6 protein-coding genes are annotated in these 17,137 nt (G+C 37.4%); all 6 read left to right on the top strand.

Translation table 11 applies throughout. The annotated features are described in order from the left end of the window. Positions 1 to 5 precede the first annotated feature (5 nt). The 6 genes from ACJJVI_RS02060 to ACJJVI_RS02035 all read left to right on the top strand — a co-directional run bounded on the left by ACJJVI_RS02060 (position 6) and on the right by ACJJVI_RS02035 (position 17,136). Positions 6 to 5,720 carry a choice-of-anchor J domain-containing protein gene (locus ACJJVI_RS02060; RefSeq protein WP_405350038.1) on the top strand — a complete coding sequence of 1,905 codons (5,715 nt, stop codon included), beginning with the start codon at positions 6 to 8 and terminating at the stop codon, positions 5,718 to 5,720. A 149-nt stretch (positions 5,721 to 5,869) separates the two neighbouring features. After that, positions 5,870 to 12,880, top strand: coding sequence for a fibronectin type III domain-containing protein (locus ACJJVI_RS02055; protein WP_405350036.1), 7,011 nt, complete (start codon positions 5,870 to 5,872; stop codon positions 12,878 to 12,880). A gap of 73 nt (positions 12,881 to 12,953) precedes the next feature. Continuing rightward, on the top strand, positions 12,954 to 13,952 hold the full coding sequence (locus ACJJVI_RS02050) for a glycosyltransferase family 2 protein (RefSeq protein ID WP_042247756.1): 999 nt from the start codon (positions 12,954 to 12,956) through the stop codon (positions 13,950 to 13,952). Positions 13,953 to 13,958: 6 nt separating this feature from the next. After that, entirely contained in the window at positions 13,959 to 14,885 is a 927-nt protein-coding gene (locus ACJJVI_RS02045) for a hypothetical protein (RefSeq protein ID WP_405350034.1), read from the top strand. Beyond that, complete coding sequence (gene coaE, locus ACJJVI_RS02040) at positions 14,882 to 15,478, top strand: dephospho-CoA kinase (protein ID WP_405350033.1); 597 nt, start codon at positions 14,882 to 14,884, stop codon at positions 15,476 to 15,478. Before ACJJVI_RS02045 ends, coaE begins: the two co-directional genes overlap by 4 nt. A 113-nt stretch (positions 15,479 to 15,591) precedes the next feature. Then, on the top strand, positions 15,592 to 17,136 hold the full coding sequence (locus ACJJVI_RS02035) for a sensor histidine kinase KdpD (RefSeq protein WP_051788726.1): 1,545 nt from the start codon (positions 15,592 to 15,594) through the stop codon (positions 17,134 to 17,136). The last annotated feature ends 1 nt before the right edge of the window (position 17,137 follow it).

The raw sequence follows: 17,137 nt of genomic DNA, 5'->3' as shown, positions 1-17,137 counted from the left end.
AACTCATGTTAAAAAAACTACTTTCAATTGCATTGTTGTTTACTGTAGCATTAGCTTCAGCACAATGTAATTACTCTCTTGAAATGAGAGACGCTTTCGGTGACGGATGGGGAAATGGTGCACAAATTACAGTTACCATTAATGGTACTCCTGCTGTGTATACAGTCCCTAATCCTCCTGGTAATCAAAATACTGTTTCCCTAACTGTTAATGATGGAGATACATTAGTTCTAGACTATATCGCAGATGCGGTAACACCTGGAGATAATGAATTTACCCTTTTTGATTCTGAAGGAATAATTGTAATTGATTCTGGATTTTCACCGGCAACAGGTAATTATTTCAATGGATCAGCCTCATGTCCTACATGTCCTGCGGTAACTACTATAACTGTAAATAATGTGGTTGCTGATGCAGCTGAAATCGGTTGGACCCAAGTAGGAACTGAAGTTGAATGGGAAATAGAAGTAGGGCCAGCTGGTTTTACAGTAGGTTCAGGTGTGGTTACTACAGCAACTACGAATCCTGCAACCGTTAACGGTTTAAGTGCAATTACGAATTATGATGTTTATGTAAGAGCTAAATGTTCTGCTACAGATTTAAGTAATTCTCAAGGACCTGCAAGTTTTACTACTACAGAGTCTTGTCCTACGCCTTCTAATTTTGCTCCTGTAACTCAAACAGCTACGAGTGTATCATTTATATGGGACGCAAATGGAAACCCTAGTACCATTGCAGATATTGAATATGGGCCTGCTGGTTTTACTCAAGGTTCAGGTACAATGGTACAGCAATTCACAGCGCCTTTTGCAGATGTAACAGGTCTTGCGGCAAATACTACTTATGATTTTTATGTGCGTATTGATTGTGGGATGGGTGATTTAAGCCTTTGGGCTGGTCCTTATACTGCTACTACAGCACAATCATGTCCAGATATTTCTGGTATTACATTTTCTAACGTTAGTCAAACATCTGTTGATGTTGCCTGGACTGCAGGTGGAACAGAGACAGAATGGAGTATAGAATATGGTCCTGCAGGATTTGTTGCTGGAACTGGTACTACTGTTACTTCAATGACTAATAATCCATTTACTCTTACTGGGTTGTCATCTGGTGTGAATTATGACGTTTGTGTAACTGCTGTTTGTGGTCCTATGGATTTATCTACACCTGTTTGCGCAAGTGTTTTAACGCCGGCAGATTATTGTGCAGGTGATTTACTAGTAGATTCTGGTGGAGTAGCAGGCGACTATGGCGCAAGTGAAAACTTTACATACACTGTTTGTCCAGATAACGCTGGCGATGTTGTTTATGTAGATTTTACTGCTTTTGAATTGGAAACTTCCTTTGCTGGTTGTTGGGATAGTTTAACAGTATACGACGGACCAGATACATTGTCTCCTACCATTAATCCTCCTGGTGGTGGAACAGAATGGTGTTGGGACGCAGGTTCTGGAACTGGAGATTTAGTTCAGGAATTATTAATAGGTAAATTACCTTCTGGTTGTTTGACATTTGTTTTTGAATCTGATGGTGGTGGACAACGAGCTGGATTTGAAGCTGCAGTTACTTGTGCGGCTCCGCCTACATGTCCAGTAGTATTTGGTCAAATGATTGATCTTTCTTCTGCAACATCTTTAGATCTTTCTTGGACTGCTGGTGGTACAGAAACCGAGTGGAGAGTTGAATATGGTGCTCCTGGATTCGCAATTGGGTCTGGAACACTAGTAACACCTAACCCAACAATGGCTAGTACGTCAATAACAGGTTTAACGAGTGATACTGCTTACGAATTTTATATAACGGCTTTATGTGGGCCTGGTGATGAATCTATCCCGGTTTCATTAACTGGTTCTACTACAAAGGATTATTGTGCAGGAGATGCTTTTACTGATGCTGGTGGAACAACTGCTGGCTATAATGCTAGCGAGAATACAACATATACAATTTGTCCAGATAACGCTGGAGATGTAGTTTATGTAGATTTTACAGCATTTGATACTGAGGAACGTGAGTTTTCTAATGATTGTTATGATGGATTGACTATTTACGCAGGTCCAGATGACACCTTCCCAGTAATCAGTCCTCCTAATGGAGTTGGAGATGTATGGTGTTGGGATCCTGCTAGTACAGCGGCGTTCCAAGGTACTGGTGATTTAACGCAAGTTATGTTAATTGGTGCTCTTCCTTCTGGATGTATTACGTTTGTATTTACATCTGATGGTTCTGTTCAAGAATCTGGATGGGAAGCAGCTGTTACTTGTGCGGCTCCGCCAGCTTGTCCAGTGCCTAGTGCCTTTGCAGTTGATTCTTCAACTAGCGATACTATTAACTTATCATGGACGGTAGGATCGACAGAGACCGAATGGGATATAGAATATGGTCCAGTAGGTTTCGTGCCTGGTACTGGAACTGTGGTCACAGTAACAACTAATCCATATGCAGTTTCTGGTCTTACAGAAAATACAGAATATGATTTCTATATCACAGGTAATTGTAGTGCGACTAATGTAAGTGCACAGGTTGGTCCATTAGCAGGTCGTACTACTTGTCTTGCGTTTACAGTACCATTCTCTGAAGGGTTCAACTCTTCAAGTTCAACTCAAGATTGCTGGACTGTAGTTGATGCTAATGGTGATGGAGATGCGTGGGATATGGATTATGCATCAAACCCTAGTGAAGGTGATGAAGTAGCAGCTATATCTACTGACTTTAATGGTGGAGCTGACGATGATTATTTGATCTCTCCAGCGATTACATTAACGGGTAATGAAAGAGTTCGTTATGATTACAGAGTACAAAGTGCAGGTGAACCTAATGATATGGAAGTTCTAATATCAACAGCGACAAATGCCCCAGCAGATTTTACTACTCAATTGTTACCGGTAACTAACTTTGCAAATGTTACTTACATGACAGAGTCTATCGACTTATCAGCTTATACTGGTGATGTATATATTGCTTGGAGAATACCGCCGGGAACAACTGACGGATGGAGAATGTATATTGATAATGTTAGGTTTGAAACAATACCTAATTGTGATGAACCGTTGATGTTATCCACTTCAAACATAACAACGACAGATGTTGATATCGCATGGACAGAGCAAGGAGCATCTACAGCATGGGAAATTGAATATGGAGCTGTTGGTTTTTTACCAGGTACTGGTGTTGGAACAATTGTTTCTGCAACTACTAACCCTTTTACATTAACTGGGTTATCTCCTAATCAATGTTTTGATTACTATGTAAGGTCAGTATGTAGTACTACTGGTTTTAGTCCATGGTCTTCAACTGGTACTTTCTGTACGGCATGTGTCGCGTTTAACGTGCCATTCCAAGAAGGGTTTAATACTGCGAGTACAACAGAGCAATGCTGGACTGTATTAGATGCAAATGGTGATGGTGATCAATGGGATATTGATTACAGCTTTAATCCATTTGAAGGTGATCAAGTAGCTGCAATAACAACAGACTTTAATGGTGGAGCAGATGATGATTATTTAATTTCTCCACAATTAAACTTAACAGGCGCGCAGCGTTTGAAATATCAGTATAGAGTACAAAGTGCAGGTGAGCCTAACAATATGGAAGTGTTACTTTCTACAACAGGTTCAAATGCTGCAGATTTTACAAACACTTTACTTCCAACTACTTTATTTAGTAACGTGACTTATGTAGAAGAGATTATTGACTTATCTGCTTATACTGGACCTGTGTATATTGCATTTAGAATTCCGCCATCAACAACTGATGGATGGAGAATGTATATTGATGATGTTATTGTTGAAGATCAACCTACATGTCCAGATCCTTTGATGGTCGCAATTGATTCATTCACTAATGATTCGGCTACTGTTTCTTGGACTACAGAGCCACTTGCCACGGCAGTAAATATTGAATATGGACCTTGTGGATTTACACCAGGTACAGGAACTACTGTTGTAGCAACTGGGAACCCATATACAATTACAGGTTTAACAGATAATACTTGTTATGATGTTTATGTAACATTTGATTGTTCAGGTGCTCCTAGTGTTGCTTCTGATGTTAGAACATTTACGACAGTATGTAATCCTTTAACGGCTCCATATACTGAAGATTTTGAAACTTTCACAACGACTACTAGTGGTTTCCCTGGTGCTGCAGATTTCTTTAATATAGAGAACTGCTGGTCTGCTGTAAATACAGCTAGTTTAGGTTGGGTTGCTGCGCCATCAACTTTAACCGCCTCTGGAGGAACAGGTCCTGCACCTGCAATCAATACAGGAAATTATATGTATGTTGAAACGTCAAGTGGTGTACCAGGTGAAATAGCAGAATTATATTCTCCTATCGTAGATATATCTAGTTTGACGAATCCAGCATTGACATTCTCTTACCACATGTTTGGTATTAATATGGGTAATTTACATGTAGATGTAAATGACGGTACAGGTTTCGTTAATGATGTACTAGTTATTAATGGACAACAGCAAACAGCAGAAGGTGATGCTTATTTAAATTCAACATTAGGATTAACTCCTTTTGGTGGAGGAACGGTTCAAATTAGATTTAGAGGTGAGCGTGGAGCTGGTTTTGAATCAGATATAGCCATTGATAATTTTATTATTGAAGAATTTACAGGATGTCTATCGCCTAATTCATTAGTATTAAATTCGGTTACAGCAACTGGAGTTGATTTTGGATGGAATGCTGGTGGTACAGAAGCCGCTTGGGAATATGTTGTTCAAGCTGCAGGAACTGGAGTGCCTACAGTTTCTGGTACACCTGTTACTGTTACCAATGCTGCAGAGTCTGGTTTAACCGCAATAACAATGTATGAAATTTATGTAAGAGCAGCTTGTGGTATGGGTAACCTAAGTGATTGGGTAGGACCACTTAACTTTACTACGCCTTGTGATGTTATCCCGACTCCTTATGGAGCAATATCGGGTGCTGCAGGAAATGACTTTACTAATTTTCCAGGAGCATGTTGGGAAGAAGGTGATGATACCACTGTGACCGTCGGGCCAAACGGGCTTAATGGTGCATGGCAATCAGATGATTATGCAAATGTTTTTGGTGGTGCTAATGGATCTGCTGCAAAAATTAATATATGGGCTACTGGTGCAATTAATGATTGGTTAGTTACTCCTGAGTTTGATTTAGGAGCTACAGGTCATAATATGAGTGCGTTGTTTGATATCGCTTTAACAGAATTTGGTGACGATACAGGGATTCAGGCTAGTTTAGGAAGTGATGATGAAGTTCAATTCTTAATTTCTGATGATGCTGGGCTTACTTGGACAGCACTTCAAGTATGGAACAATTCTTCTGTGATAGCGCCTACAGGTCAAAATATAGAAATTGATCTTTCGGCATATTCAGGTGTAGTAAGATTAGCGTTCTGGGGAACTAACGGTGTTACACCTGATTCAGAGGATAATGATTTCTTTGTAGACAATTTTACTATTGATGCAACAGCTAGTAATGGAGACGCTTTCGCGAAAGCAGGTCTTAAATTATTCCCTAACCCTTCAACAGGTATTGTGAATATTAATGGAACTGTAGTCATCGATAGTGTTACCGTAACAAACTTATTAGGGCAACAATTGAAAACAATTTTTGTTAATAATGAGAATGCAGTAATTGACATTTCTGATTTAGCGACTGGATTGTATCTATTTGAAATTCAATCAGGTTCGAGTAGTGCTATTAGAAGAGTAGTTAAAAAATAAATTAATAAATTCATTTTTGTTAAAGAGCTGCCGAAAGGCAGCTCTTTTTTTGTCTAGATATTTATCAGTTTATCGATTAAAAGCTTTTCTATTATTTTATGATAATATTAAGTGTTATTTTGAGCGTTAAATAACCTTTAAATTTTACTATGAAACATTTTTATGCTACTCTTTTAGCTTTATTCACTGTTTCTATGATGGTTGCCCAGTGTAACTATTCATTAGAAATGCTGGATAACTTCGGTGATGGTTGGGGTAATGGTTCACAGATTTCTGTGACTATTAATGGTGGTACACCTCAGGTGTATACAGTTCCTAATCCTCCAGGAAACATTAACACAGTATCTATTACTGTAAATGATGGTGATACGATATCATTAGATTATGTCGCTGACTCAGTGACACCTGGTGATAATGAATTTACACTTTATGATTCTGAAGGAATTGTTGTGGTAACTTCAGGCTTTTCACCAGCAACTGGTAACTTTTTTAGTGGTGCTGCATCATGTCCTTCATGTCCAGCAGTTACTAATATAACCTCAAACAATGTCGTTGCAGATTCTGCTGAGATTGCTTGGGTGAATGGCGGTACTGAAACACAATGGATTATTGAGTATGGTGTTGCACCATATACTTGTGGTTCTGGTGGTACTCAGGTTACAGCAAGTTCAAATCCATTCACAATTACGGGTTTAAGTTCTATAACTACATATGATGTATATGTTATAGCTGTTTGTGGAGCAATGGATCAAAGTGCTTGTCAAGGTCCAATTCAGTTAACAACGACTGAATCTTGTCCAAGCCCATCTAATTTTGCGCCAGTAACACAGACTGCTAATAGTATTTCATTTGTATGGGATGCAAATGGAAATCCAAATCCTACTTTTGAAGTAGAGTATGGACCTTCTCCTTATACTCAAGGCTCTGGTGGAACTACAGTTCAACAATTTACGGCACCTTTTGCAGATGTTACTGGGTTAGCTTCAGATACTAGTTATGATTTTTATATCCGCATAGACTGTGGAATGGGTGACTTTAGTTTATGGGTAGGTCCTTATACGGCTCAAACTCTTATATCTTGTTTTCCAGTTAGTGCTTTACAAGCTGATTTTGTAGGTTCTGATTTAGCTGACATTTCTTGGTTAGCAGGTCAAACGGAAACAGAATGGGAACTTGAGTGGGCGTTAGCAGGAACAATTACTACACCTTTCTCTACACCTTCTCAAGGTACAGTAGTAAATGTGATGACTAATCCATCTACACAACTTACAGGTTTAACAGATGATACTGCTTATGATATTTATGTAAGAGCAGTTTGTGATCCTGTAGCTCCAGATTATAGCTCTGTTCAAAATATTTCGATTGCGACACAATGTCTGCCATTAGCTGCAACGACAGCTATGCCTTATTCTGAGGATTTTGAGACTTTTACTGCAAACACAGACTTTGAAAGAGAAAATTGCTGGTCTGCAACATTTATGGGGACTAATAACTTCAGTGAGTATGACTGGAATGTAACTACAACTGGTGTAACTCCATCTGGAGGTACAGGTCCTGATGCTGCAAATTCTGGTACAGGATACATGTATATAGAAACATTAGGTAATGATGGTGATACAGCAACTTTGTTTTCTCCAATTATTAATGTTGATGGTTTAACAGAGCCTTCGGTACAATTCTATTACCACTTATTTGGTCCTAACATGGGAGACTTAAGTGTTGATGTGTATGATGGTACAACTTGGCAAACTGGCTTGTTTACAAGTTCTGGTCAAGTTCAAACGGCAGGTAATGATCCTTTTGAACAAGCGATTATTAATTTAGCTGGTTATACAGGCGATATTCAAGTACGTTTTGTTTCCACTAGAGTTGGTTTTACCTCTGGTGATATGGCTATTGATGATTTTAGTGTTGAAGAAGCACCAGCTTGTGCTCCTGTTTCTTTATTAAATACAGGTGTCCTTAACGCAAATGATGCCGAAATTACATGGCAAAGTCAAGGTTCTGAAACAACTTGGATTGTTGAATATGGTCCAACAGGTTTTGTTCCTGGTACTTCGGCAACTGATCCAGATGTATTTGAGGTTTCAGTAACAACCAATCCATACACTATTACTGGATTAGATGATACTACGACATATGATTTTTATGTAACTGCAGATTGTGGTATGAGTACATTAAGTACTCAAACAGGACCAGATACTTTTACTACAGCATTCTTACCACCGTCAGGTGTAAGTTGTCCTGGTATGGATAATGTCTTCGTGTTCCAAGAAGAATTTGAAACTAATGATAATGGGTGGACCGGAGATATTGGAGTAGGTACTACAACAGCTGCTTTGTGGAATTTTAATAGAGCTATATCGCCAGGTTCTACAAATACAGGTCCGGACGCACCATTTAGTGGTGGTGGATTTGCTTATTTAGAGACATCGGGTACGGTTACAACACCTGCTGAAATTGTTTCTCCAGCAATTGATTTAAGTTTTGCGACGGATGGCGCAGAATTAAGTTTCTATTATTTTGCATACGGTGCAGAAATTGATGAATTTACAGTAAATGTAGGTACTTCTCCTACAGGTCCTTGGACAAATGAATTCACAGCTATTGGTCAACTTCAAACCGCTGGTAGTGATCCTTGGGCACCAGTAGGTGTCAACTTGGATGCTTACGTAGGTCAAGTTATTTACCTGCAAATAACTGGTAAAGAAAGTGCGACAAATGGATTTACCGCAGATATTGCGATTGATCTATTGAGAGTAGAGACTTGTGGTGCTTTTTGTTCACCACCTAGTATGTTAGCTGCTTTGAATATTACAGATACAACGGTTGATATAGATTTTGCAGATACTAATGCTACGGCTGCAACTAGTTATGAGGTTTTAGTACAACCGGCAGGCGATCCTGCTCCAGATGCTACAACAACTGGGATTCAACAAACTGCAACAGCTAATCCTTATAACTGGACAGGTTTAACAGCTTTCACTAATTATGATGTTTATGTTAGAACTGATTGTATGGGTGCTGCAGGATTCTCTGTGTGGTCTGGGCCAATTTCTTTCCAAACGGCTTGTGCTGTTTTTACAGCACCTTATTCCGATAACTTTGAGGCGTTTACTGCTTCGACAAATTTCTTAGAAGAGAATTGTTGGTCAGCTGATGCAGATGGAACATATGATTGGAATGTTGATGATAATGGTTCAACACCAAGTACAGGTACAGGTCCTTTAATGGCTTTTAGTGGAACGACTTATTTCTATACAGAGGCTTCATCTACTGGTGCAGAGGCTCGATTAGTTTCTCCAATTATTGACTATTCTGCTTTAACGGCTCCTTCTATTCAGTTTTATTATCACATGTTTGGTGCACAAATAGGTACTCTTCATGTTGATGTTAATGATGGTACAGGATGGATTAATGATGTAGATATGATTGTTGGTGCACAACAAACAGCGCAAGCTGATGATTGGATTCAGAGAATCGTTGATATTAGTGCTATAACTGGTTTAACAGGAACAGAACTATCTGTAAGATTAAGAGCAGAATCGAATGGTACGTTTGCGGGTGATATTTCTATTGATGACTTTAGAGTTGATGAAATACCAACTTGTCCAGCACCATCTGCTCTATTAGTGGATGATGCTTCAATCACGGTAACTGATGCAACTGTTAGTTGGACTGAAAATGGAACTGCTACAACTTATGATGTAGAATGGGGACCAATAGGTTATACGCAAGGTATGCCTCCAGCAGCGCCACTTGGTGGATCTGCAACTGGTGTTACTAATCCATATACTATAACTGGATTACAAGGCAGTACACAATATGATTATTACGTGAGAGCAATTTGTGGTGCAACTGATACATCAGTATGGGTTGGACCATCTACTTTCCAAACTTTATGTGATGCTTTGCCAGCTCCATATTTTGAAGACTTTGAAACATTTGCCCCTAATGTTAATTTCGTAGAGGAGCTTTGCTGGACAGCAACTTCTGTTGATGCTTATGACTGGAACGTTGACGGAGTAGGTAGTACGCCTTCAACAGGGACTGGTCCTTTAAATGCAAATAGTGGTGTGAATTATTTTTACACTGAAGCAAGTTCAGGTACATCAGGTACTAGTGTTGCTACTCTAGTCTCTCCATTAGTAGACCTTAGTCCTTTGACAACTCCTTCCGTTGAGTTTTTCTACCATATGTTTGGTGGTCAAATAGGAACTTTAGATCTTGAAATAAATGATGGTACAGGTTGGGTTAATGTCATAACAATAGGTCCTGGACAAATCCAAACAGCGCAAGCTGATCCTTGGGCATCGCAAATCAGTGATTTATCTGCTTATGCAAGTTCAACAGTTCAATTTAGATTTGTTGCTACAAGTGCAGGTACTTTTGAAGGAGATATAAGTCTAGATGATTTTAGAGTAGATGAGCTACCTGCTTGTCCTAACCCTAGTTTCTTAAGTGTGTCTAACTTGACAGATACTACAGCTGATTTATCTTGGACAGAGAATGGTGGTTCAACCGTTTGGACAGTTGAAGTACAGCCTCAAGGTGTCGCTCAAGGAACTATGCCAGCTGCATATTTAAATGCTGCAGCTACTAATGCGGAAACTGCATCTGGTCTTATGCCAGATACACTTTATGATTTCTATGTAACTTCAGATTGTGGTGCTGGTGCATTTAGTAATACTGTAGGGCCATTCTCATTTAAAACTGAATGTGCGCCATTAACAGCTCCTTATATTGAGGATTTTGAAACCTTTACTGCTAATCTTGACTTCGCTGAAGAAAATTGCTGGAAAGGAAGTTTCGATTCTACTAGTTTTACAGCTTGGGATTGGAATCTAGATGATGCTGGTGGTACACCTACAACTAATACAGGACCTAACTTGGCTTTTAATGGCTCATCTTACTTCTATATTGAAGGTAATGGAGGTGCTGCTGGTAATGAAGCGACATTATTATCTCCTTTAGTAGATGTGTCTACATTAACAGCTCCATCAGTACAGTTTAACTATCACATGTTTGGTGCAGTTACTGGTGTATTACATGTTGATGTAAATGATGGTTCTGGTTTTGTTAATGATGTGGTGTTAATATCAGGTCAGCAGCAAGCTGATGGTAATGCGCCATGGGAATTAGGTGTAATTGACTTAAGTACCTTTACAGGTTCTGTTGTACAAGTTAGATTTAGAGCTGAGCGTACAGATTCTGGTTTTACTGGGACTAGTGATATTGCTCTTGATAATGTAGTATTTGATGAATTACCTGCTTGTGCACAACCATCGATTCTTTCATCAGCTAATGTTTCTGATGTGGACGCAGAAATTTCTTGGAATGAGAATGGTTCTGCCACCTCATGGAATGTAGAATATGGACCTTGTGGATTTACACCTGGAACAGGTACAAGTGTTGTAGCTACTTCTAATACTGGTTTTCTAATATCTGGTTTAACTTCAGAGACTTGTTATGAGTTTTATGTTACAGCAGATTGTGGAATGGGTACATTAAGTGGAACAGCTGGTCCAGCAACATTCACAACAGAGTGTGCTGCAGTAGTAGCTCCTTATACTGAAGGGTTTGAAACATTTACAGTCTCAACAGCTTTCACTGATGAGAATTGTTGGAGTACACCTCAAACTTCTGGTTATACATGGGATGTGAGTACTAATGGTACTACTTCAACTAATACGGGACCAACTTCAGCTGCTACAGGATCTAATTATTTCTTCACTGAAGCATCTTCTGGATCAGCAGGTGATGAGGCAGAGCTTTTATCTCCATTAATAGATATGTCTGCATTGACAAATCCAGCACTTTCATTTGCTTATCATATGTGGGGACCAGATTTCGATACTTTACATATTGATGTAAATGACGGTACAGGATGGACACCGGACGTATTTACTCTTGTAGGTCAACAACAAGCAAATCAAGCTGATGCATGGCAAACTGCTATTGTAGGTCTTGGAGCTTATACTGGAGCAACTGTTCAAATTAGATTTAGAGGTACTCGTGGAGCTTCTTTCGGAGGTGATATTTCTATTGATGATGTTGTGGTTGATGACTTTAATGGTTGTTTAACTCCAACGAATGTTGCAGCGGCTAACATCACTGCAACTTCTGTTGATATTTCTTGGTCTGCTGGTGGTTCTGAAACGGTATGGGAATATGCAGTATTGCCTAGTGGTTCTGGAGCTCCAACTGGAGCTGGTACTTCAACTATGAATACTATGGAGTCTGTTTCTGGTTTAGCTTCTTCTTCAAGCTTTGAAGTTTATGTAAGAGCTGATTGTGGAATGGGTAACTTTAGTTCATGGGTTGGTCCTATTAACTTTGCAACTGATTGTGCTCCTATAGTAGCGCCTTACGGTACAGCTACTGGTGCTCCAGGAAATGACTTTACTGCATATCCAGGAGTTTGCTGGTCAGAAGGTGATGATACAGCTACAACAGTTGGTCCTAATGGTGTAGATGGTGCTTGGGCATCTGATGACTTTGCTAACGATGCGACAAGTTCTAATGGTCAGGCAGCTAAGATTAATATTTGGAATACTGCTGCAATCAATGACTGGTTAGTAACACCTGAATTTGATTTGGGAACATCTGGTAATTTTGAAGCGATTTTTGATATAGCTCATACTACATTTGCTGCAACTGGTGCAACTGCCTTTACTGGTGATCAACAAATACAATTGTTAATTACTGATGATGCAGGTTTAACTTGGACAGCTATTCAAACTTGGGATGCTACATCACCTGCTATTTCAAACACAGGTCAATTAGAAACCGTAAGCCTTAGCAGTTATACCGGAATAGTGCAATTAGCATTCTGGGGTACTAATGGTGTTACTGGAGCCGGTACTGATTCAGAGTTCTTCGTAGATAACTTCACTATAGATGCAACACAAAGTAATGTGTCTATCGAGGAGTTAGGATTTACTTTCTATCCAAATCCTGTTAAAGATGTATTGAATATTAATGGATTGCAAAATATAGATAGCGCATCTGTTATGAATATGTTAGGACAACAGGTTATAAATGTATCACCTGGTGTAACTAATGCTCAAATTGATATGACTACTCTAAGTGCTGGAGTTTATCTAGTTCAAGTAACTACTGACAGTCGTACTTCGACGATTCGAGTAGTGAAAGAGTAAATTTTATATAACTTTTTTAGAAAGGCTGTTCTTAATTGAACAGCCTTTTTTTATTCCCTATTTTTACAACGTGATAGAACTTAATTTTTCCTTTGTAATACCTGTTTATAATCGTCCTGATGAGGTTGAGAAATTGCTTTTGAGTATTTCTCAGTTAGATTATCATAAAAGTTTTGAAGTGGTCATAGTAGAAGATGGTTCTGCTATAACCTGTGAGTCTGTCTGTTCTCGCTTTCGCGAAAGCGTGAATATTTCTTATTTTTTTAAATCTAATTCTGGTCCAGGAGAATCTCGTAATTATGGAATGCAAAAAGCAAAGGGTAATTACTTTATTATCTTAGATAGTGATTGTATTCTTCCTAAAAATTATTTATTAGCCGCTGAAAATGCGTTAATATCTGATTATGTGGATTGTTATGGTGGTCCAGATGCTGCACATGATAGCTTTACATCATTACAGAAAGCTATCAATTATAGTATGACTTCTTTTTTTACAACTGGAGGAATTAGAGGTGGTGGTGAGCAACTTGATAAGTTTCAACCACGTAGTTTTAATATGGGCTTAAGTAAAGTAGCTTTTCAAGCTACCGATGGTTTTGGGAAAATTCATCCCGGCGAAGATCCTGATCTGAGTATAAGGTTGTGGAAAGCAGGTTATCGCACCAGGTTAATTAAAGAGGCATATGTATATCATGAAAGACGTATATCATGGAAGTTATTTTATAAACAGGTTCATAAATTTGGTATGGTTAGGGTTATTTTAAATAAATGGTATCCAGATACATCAAAGCTTATTTACTGGTTGCCTAGTTTATTTTTAATAGGTTTACTTTTTTCTTTAATCTCTTTTTTATTAGGTTATATATGGTTTCTATTTTTAGCTTTATTTTACTTTCTGATTATCTTTATAGATAGTTCTATTAAAAACGGTGCTATAATTGGATTGTATTCTGTTTTTGCTGTAATTGTTCAATTCACCGGTTATGGTCTTGGTTTTTTAAAGTCATACTATTACTTGAATTTTTTAAAAAAAGAAGAAAAAAATCAATTTCCGCAATTGTTTTTTAAATAACATCCTATGAGCCTAGAGTACAGAAAATGGTTGACTTTTTCTACGTTTGTTTTAATAGCAGGTTTATTGTGGTTTTTTTTTAAGTATAAAGAAGTTTATACACAGCATGTTGCTGTGGATGTTTTATGGGTGAATGTACCTAGTAATGTGAAGCTTAAAGATGGTTTATCTTACCAGTTAGATGTTGAATTAACGGGTAACGGTTTTAATTTACTTAAGGCTAGTTATGTTGCTCCAATTGTAGAACTTGATTTTCAGAAATATGTCTATAAAAATGGAGATTATTTTTTTGATCCTAAATCAGTCATGGGTAGTTTAAAAACACAACTATCCAATAATTATAAAATTGGGTACGTCTCAGAAGAGCTTATAACTATTAAGGTCGATGAGTTTATTTCCAAAAAAGTGAGTTTGAAATCAAAAATTAAAACGGTCTATGAGGATAATTATTTACCAGTAGTGAGCCCTTACTTTATCCCAGATTCTGTGGTTATAACTGGAAATGATTTGTTGATTAAAGATTTAGATATACTAGAAGTGAGTCATACTGATGTTGCAATTAAAGATACTTTGGTGATTAAACATATTGATCTCGTTGAACTGTATCCCGATATTAAAGTTGAGCCTTCTAATGTTGACTATGTAATTAAAAGTGCAGTAATGACTGAAGGTGCGTTTATGGTACCAGTAGACGTGATTAATAATAAGGATAATGTTGCTGTTAAGATTATACCTTCAGAAGTTGAGGTTGTTTTTAATTGTAAGTTACAGGAGTATGAAATGATTGATGTAACTGATTTTAAAGCGGTTGTAGATTATAATGATCTGAGTGAAGATTATAATCTAATAACGACAGATGTGAAGATACTTAGTGATAAAGTTTCTTCTATAAGGTTTTCCCCTCAACAAATTCAAATTTTAGTAATGCGATGATAGTCATAGGTCTTACCGGAGGAATAGGTAGTGGTAAAACTACCGTTGCTAAAGAATTTGAAAAGTTGAATGTGCCTATTTATATAGCCGATGAGAGGTCAAAGTATATTTTATCTAATGATGCTGAGGTTATTGAAAAAGTTAAATCTTTACTAGGTGAAAAGGCTTATGTTGAACTTAATGGTAAACTAGAGGCTAATAGACCTTTTATTGCTAGTAAGGTGTTCAATAATAAGAGTTTGCTGGAAGGGCTTAATGAAATATTACATCCTGCAGTACATCTGGATTTTGATAAATTTTGTGTGAAACATAATAATGCTGCTTATATCTTATATGAAGCTGCGATTCTATTTGAAACTAATGGAGATAAAAGGTGTGAAGCAACTATTTTAGTAACTGTAACATTGCAAGAACGATTGAAAAGAGTGATGGATAGAGATGTCGTGACTAAAGAAGAGGTTCTAGCTAGAATGAAAAATCAATGGTCTCAAAAAGAAAAACTAGAGTTAGCTGATTTTGTAATAATTAATGATAATATCGATTTATTAACTAGTAAAGTGTGTTTAATTCATCGTTTTATGTTAAATAATTAAGGATTGTTATTTTTATTATAGATGTTAACATTTGGTTAAACGCTTTTTAACACTTTACGATAGTGTTAAATTTGTGCGTGCAACAGAAATTACTTTATACATTAATCGCTCTGATGAGCCTTTCATTAGCAGGTATTATTGCGGTCCAGATTTACTGGATTGTGGATAGTATCAATGGAAGAAATGAACAATTCTCCTTTGCGGTAAGACAATCATTAGTAAATGTAGCTAAAGAAATAGAAGACCAAGAAGTTGAATATTATTACAGAGCTGTAAATCGAGCTATAGATAGTTTAGATATAGCTCCCAACTCAATGAACATGAGTTCTCTTTTGATGCGTATAAGGGATGCAAATGTTGATGAGGCAATTACGTATTCTAATAGTATTCAAGGTGAGAGTTACAAGCTTAACGCTCCTATATTAGATATAGAAATGGATAGCGTGATGTTTACTAAGTTGTTAAATCGTCGTGTCAAAACTATTAAGCGCAATACTTCATTAGACGGTGCACCTGTTAATTCTGAAGAGTCCTATGAGAAATTAAATCAATGGGACATGTTGAGTAAAAAAATGTTCATGGAATCCATTGCAGATCAATCTGCGAGTCTTCCTATAACCCAGCGAGTAACTAATAAACAGGTTGAGGAATTACTAAGTAAAGAATTAAAAGAACGTCAGATAAATTCTAGTTTTGAATTTGCTATACATCAGGATAATTTTCCTACCAGAATTCAATCTGCTAATTTTGATGTCGATGATTATTTTACATGGGGAATTCCGGTTTTTAATTCTGATAGCGCAAATAACCAGTCCTATAAACTATTAATCAATCTACCAGGAAGACAAAAGTTTATTTTGTCATCTGTTTTAGGTATGGCTGGTCTTTCATTAGTATTTACTCTTATTATTGTAATTGCTTACTCTAGTGCTATATCCCAATTGTTTCAACAACGTCAGATATCACAGATTAAAACGGATTTTATAAATAATATGACGCATGAGTTTAAAACACCTATTGCGACCATTAACCTGGCATTAGACTCCTTAAAACATCCCAAGATAAGTTCAGATCCTGAAAAGGTTGCTAATTATCTTAGAATGATTAGAGAAGAAAATAAAAGAATGCATTCACAAGTAGAGAATGTTTTGCGTATTTCTAAATTAGAAAAGAACGATTTAGATATTCAAAAAGAGAATTTAGATCTCAACGATGTCTTAGAAGATAGTATTTCACACATAGCCTTAATTCTAGAGCAAAGAGGTGGCTCTCTACACCGTCACTTTGGTGCATTGCGCACGACTGTGCTTGCAAATGAAAGTCATTTGAGTAACGTATTTGTTAATGTTTTAGAAAACGCAATTAAATATACTGATGAATCTGAAGCTCCTGTCATAGATATTTATACAGAAAATGTCAGAGATAAGATTGTCATTAAAGTAAGAGATCAAGGAATAGGGATGAGTAAGACAGCTCAACGCAAAGTATTCCAAAAATTCTTTAGAGAACATACTGGTAATATTCACAACGTAAAAGGACATGGTTTAGGTCTAGCATATGCTCAACGCATTGTTGATGACCATCATGGCGATATTTATGTGGAGAGTGAAAAAGGCCAAGGAAGCACATTTATAATTAATTTACCTTTAATAACTTAAA

Origin of the sequence: Nonlabens sp. Asnod3-H03 (assembly GCF_045063665.1) — a bacterium.
GTDB classification, from domain to species: domain Bacteria; phylum Bacteroidota; class Bacteroidia; order Flavobacteriales; family Flavobacteriaceae; genus Nonlabens; species Nonlabens ulvanivorans.
This window is presented reverse-complemented; position numbering and strand designations above follow the sequence as displayed.